Origin of the sequence: Mesorhizobium sp. M7A.F.Ca.CA.002.04.1.1, from assembly GCF_004022805.1 — a bacterium.
GTDB classification, from domain to species: domain Bacteria; phylum Pseudomonadota; class Alphaproteobacteria; order Rhizobiales; family Rhizobiaceae; genus Mesorhizobium; species Mesorhizobium ciceri.
Genome location: NZ_RZPL01000456.1, coordinates 1 through 4,702, shown reverse-complemented (window position 1 = coordinate 4,702; position 4,702 = coordinate 1). Strand labels below are relative to the sequence as shown.

The window sequence follows — 4,702 nt, the reverse complement described above, 5'->3', positions numbered from 1 at the left end:
CTCCTGCGCGCTCCATGCCGCCGTGGCGGCGGCTTTTCTGATCTCGCCTTCGGGGATTTCGAGTTCCCAGAATGCCGAGCAGCCGGAAGGCAGTGATCAGTCGGGCACCAACGTGGTCGGCAGCGCGCTGGACAAGGACCCGACGGCAATAAACGTTGCACTGGTGCCCAGCCCGCAACCGGCCAAACCACAGCCGGCAACGCCGCCCAAGCCGTCGCAGCCAACGGAGGCCTCCCAACCTGCCGCGGAAGCGGCAAAGCCGCCGCTCAAGCCTTTGCCGGAACCTGTCAAACCGCAGGCGGTCACCCCGGACATACTGGTGGCCGGCGCCCCTCGCCCCGATGATCAGAGCGTGGCTCCCAAGACCGAAGCGCCGGCACAGCCGACCGTTCAGCCCAGGAGCACCGAGACGCCTGTCGCCGTTCCAGAACAGCCGCCGATCCCCAGCGCGAGGCCCAGTCCGGCAGCTGCCCAGTCAAAGACGGCGGATGAGAAGCGCGGCACGGCGGATGGCCAGGACCTGTCGGCGCAAGCGGCCAGCAAGGGCAAAAGGCAAAACGAGGCAGGCACTGCCGCGGAAGATAACTACCGCGGCGATGTCTTTAGAAAGCTCGGCAGCGTCAATCGCACTCTGCCGCCGTCCCTACAACTGGCGGCACGCAACAATGCGGTTGTTAAATTCGTCATAGGCAGGAAGGGCAACATAAATAAGTTGCGCATCCTGGAGACCTCAGGGTCGGCGGCTTTCGATCAGGCGGCGCTTGGCATTATCCGCAAAGCAGCCCCCTTCCCTTCGATTCCACCACAGGCAGCAAGCGCAAGTTTGGAGTTCGAGACCGAAATCGGCCCATTTTGAATGTGCGCAGAACAAAACGCTGCGGCCGCAAATCATCAACATCCCTGTGAGAGGAAACCACCATGTACATCGCCATGAACCGCTTCAAGGTGCAGACCGGCTCGGAGAACGATTTCGAAGCCGTGTGGAAGAACCGCGATTCCAGCCTTGCGGAGATGAAGGGGTTCCGCGAATTCCACCTGCTGCGAGGCCCGGTCAACGAGACCGAAGGCTACACGCTGTTTGCATCGCACACCGTGTGGGCGAGCCACGATGATTTCATCGCCTGGACCAAGTCCGAGAATTTCCGCGCTGCCCACAGGAATGTCGGCACGACGAAGGTCCACTATCTCGGCCACCCCCAGTTCGAGGGTTTTTCGGTCGTCGAAGGCGCGTAATGCATGTCGCTCAAAAGTGGTCCCGGTTTTGGGACAACGACATGCATAAACCGAAAGAGATAGAGCCATTCACCGTTTCCACGAAACGGTGAATGGCTCTATCGACCGGCCGGAGTCAGGCTCCGGCCAGCAAGGTCGCATTGCCGCCCGCGGCGGTGGTGTCGACGCAGACGGCCCGCTCATGTGCATAAGCCGCCGGGTTCAACACTTCGCTGACCAGCGGCACGATCGGGCCTGAGCGATCAGCGATAACCCTGCGCACGATGCGCGCGGCCTCTGGCGTGCCGGAAAAAGCAACGATATCGACGCGCAGCGAGCGTGCCTCGACCGGATCAGGCCGCCCGTCGATGACGGCCAGTGGGAGGCCCTTGCCGGTCAGAGCGGAAAGGGCCGCCGGTGCACCCGGTGCAACGGCCAGCACGGCGTTGCCGGCGGCGAGCGCCTGGATCGTCTGCGCCAGCAGCGTATCACCATCGGGACCAAGGCACAGCACCCGTCCACGTGGCGACAGCGAGAGCGTGTTGGCTTCGCCGGTCGGCCCGGGCAGGTCGACCTGGCCGAAATCGATGCCGGCGGCCGCACCAATGGCCGCAGCACCCTTGCCGCGCAGATGCTTCCTCAGAATGGCGATCCGGTCCGGACGCGTCGACCAGCCGCCAAGTGTGGGATCAGGCAGATTGTCGGCAAGCTCGGTCGCCGTGACCTTGTGGCCATCCTGCACATGGGTGCCGGCCTCCGGCCCCTTGCGGAAGCGGCGGAGATAGTGCGGACCGCCGGCCTTCGGCCCGGTGCCGGAAAGCCCCTCGCCGCCAAACGGCTGCGAACCGACGACGGCGCCGATCTGGTTGCGGTTGACATAGATGTTGCCGGCATGGATGCCATCGACGAAATGCTGCACGCGGCCCTCGATGCGGGTGTGCAGGCCGAAGGTCAGGCCATAACCCTTGCGGTTGATGGCGGCGATGACGGCGTCGATCTGGTCGGCGTCGAAACTGGCGACATGCAGCACCGGCCCGAACACCTCGCGCTCCATGTCCTCGATACCCTTGACCCGGAAGACATGCGGCGCGACGAAGCGACCTTCCCTGGGCGCCTCGAGCTTGGCGATCAGCCTGCCCTGCAGGCCCATCTTCGTGCAATACTCGCGGATCGAGCTTTGCGCCTCGTCGTCGATAACCGGGCCGACATCGGTCGAAATCCGCCAGGGATCGCCGACGTTGAGCGCCTCCATGGCGCCCTTCAGCATCTCCAGCATCTTCTTCTCGACGTCCTTCTGCACGTAGAGTACGCGCAGCGCCGAGCAGCGCTGGCCGGCACTCTGGAAGGCGGAGGCGAGGATATCGCGCACCGCCTGTTCGGGCAGCGCGGTGGAATCGACGATCATGGCGTTGAGGCCGCCGGTCTCGGCGATCAGCATGGCGTCGGGCGCGGCCGTCCCGGCCAGCTGCTTCTCGATCAGCTTGGCAACCTCGGTCGAACCTGTGAAGCAGACGCCAGCGATGCGCGGATCGGCGGTGAGCGGCCCGCCGACCGATGGGCCGTCGCCAGGGAGCAACTGGATGACGTCTTCCGGCACGCCGGCCTCGCGCAGCAGTTCGACGGCGCGGAAGGCGATCAGCGGCGTCTGCTCGGCCGGCTTGGCGATCACCGAATTGCCGGTAACGAGCGCTGCCGCGATCTGGCCGGTGAAGATGGCGAGCGGGAAATTCCACGGCGAAATGCAGACGATGGCGCCGCGCGCTTGCGTGCCCACCTCGGCATTGGCCGCCTCGGTGGCGTAGTAGCGCAGGAAGTCGACCGCTTCGCGCACCTCGGCGACGCCGTCGGCCAGCGATTTGCCGGCCTCGCGGGTGGCGAGTGCAAAGAACTCGACGGCATTGGCCTCATAGAGATCGGCGGCCCGGTTGAGGATGGCGGCGCGCTCGGCGACGGGACGCTTCGCCCAGGCCGGTTGCGCTTCCACCGCGAAGCGCACGGCGGTCGCGACTTGCTTGGCAGCTGCTTCGCTGACCGTGCCGACCACTTCGGAAGGCTTTGCCGGGTTGACGATCGGACGCTGCTTGCCATAGCCGGCGGCCCGCGTAATCGGCTTGGCATGCCAGCGATCCGGCCCGGCGAAGGCCGCCCTGGCCTTGTCGATCGCCGCCAGCGTCACCGTGTCGGTGATGTCGAATCCCTTCGAATTGCGACGCCCGGCTCCAAAAATCTGGGAAGGCCGGGCAATCGCCGGATTGGCTGCCGGACCCTGGCTTTCGACCGTCTCGAGCGGATCGCGCGCAATGTCCTCCGGCTCGACATCCTCATCGGTCAGCTGGTGCACGAAGGAGGAGTTGGCGCCGTTCTCCAGCAGCCGGCGCACCAGATAGGCCAGCAGATCGGAATGCGCTCCGACCGGTGCATAGATACGGCAGCGCGTGCCTTCGGACCGTCGCACCGTCTCGTGCAGCGCCTCGCCCATGCCGTGCAGGCGCTGGAACTCGAAGGAATCGCGGTTATTATCAGCCATCGACAGGATGGCGGCGACGGTGTGGGCATTGTGGGTGGCGTACTGCGGGTAGATGCGGTCGGTCATGCCAAGCAGCTTCTTGGCGCAAGCCATGTAGGAGACGTCGGTGTTGGCCTTGCGGGTGAAGACGGGATAGCCGGTGAGTCCCAACGTCTGCCCCCGCTTGATCTCGGTGTCCCAATAGGCGCCCTTGACCAGCCGAACCATGATGTTGCGGTCGTATTTCTTGGCCAGCGCATAGAGCCAGTCGATGGCGAAGGCCGCGCGTGGCCCATACGCCTGCACCACCACGCCAAACCCGTTCCAGCCGGCAAGTTCCGGCTCGGCCAGCACCCGCTCGATGACGTCGAGCGATAGATCGAGGCGGTCGGCCTCCTCGGCATCGATGTTGAGACCCATGCGCGAATGGCGCGCGGCCAGCGCCAGCGACAAAAGCCGCTCGGCCATCACAGGCAGCATCTCGTCCTTCTGCGCCACCTCGTAACGCGGATGCAGCGCCGAAAGCTTGACCGAGATGCCGTGGTTCTGCCTGATGTCAGGACCGTTGGAGCCGGAATCGAGCGACGAAATCGCGTCAGCATAGGCCTTGTGATAGCGCAAGGCGTCGGCCTCGGTGCGGGCCGCCTCGCCCAGCATGTCGAAAGAATAGAGATAACCCTTCTGGGTCATCGGCCGGCCGCGCTTGACGGCTTCAGTGATGGTGCGGCCGAGCACGAACTGCTCGCCCATCTCGCGCATGGCGGCGGCCACCGCCTTGCGGATGACCGGCTCGCCCAGCCGCCGCACCATAGAACGCAGCGTGCCCTCGATGCCGCCCTCGCCTTCGTCGAGGACGCGGCCGGTCAGCATCAGCGCCCAGGTCGAGGCGTTGACGAAGATGGAGCTCGAACCGCCCGAATGCGCCGACCAGTCGTGCGGCGCGATCTTGTCGGCGATGAGGTCGTCCATCGTCTCGGTATCGGG

Annotated in this window: 3 protein-coding genes; 2 read left to right on the top strand and 1 reads right to left on the bottom strand. The window is 65.2% G+C overall.

Annotated elements, in window-relative coordinates:
* Positions 1–112: 112 nt before the first annotated feature.
* Positions 113–856: a TonB family protein gene (locus ENZ75_RS21535; RefSeq protein WP_245481188.1), complete on the top strand. Its 744-nt coding sequence runs from the start codon at positions 113–115 to the stop codon at positions 854–856.
* Between the two features lie 62 nt (positions 857–918).
* Positions 919–1,233 (top strand): antibiotic biosynthesis monooxygenase, encoded by a 315-nt coding sequence (locus ENZ75_RS21530; RefSeq protein ID WP_027039045.1) that lies wholly within the window; start codon positions 919–921, stop codon positions 1,231–1,233.
* A gap of 115 nt (positions 1,234–1,348) precedes the next feature.
* Here ENZ75_RS21530 and putA read toward each other — a convergent pair.
* On the bottom strand, positions 1,349–4,702 hold a 3,354-nt coding region (gene putA, locus ENZ75_RS21520; protein ID WP_128278300.1), incomplete at its 5' end, for a bifunctional proline dehydrogenase/L-glutamate gamma-semialdehyde dehydrogenase PutA.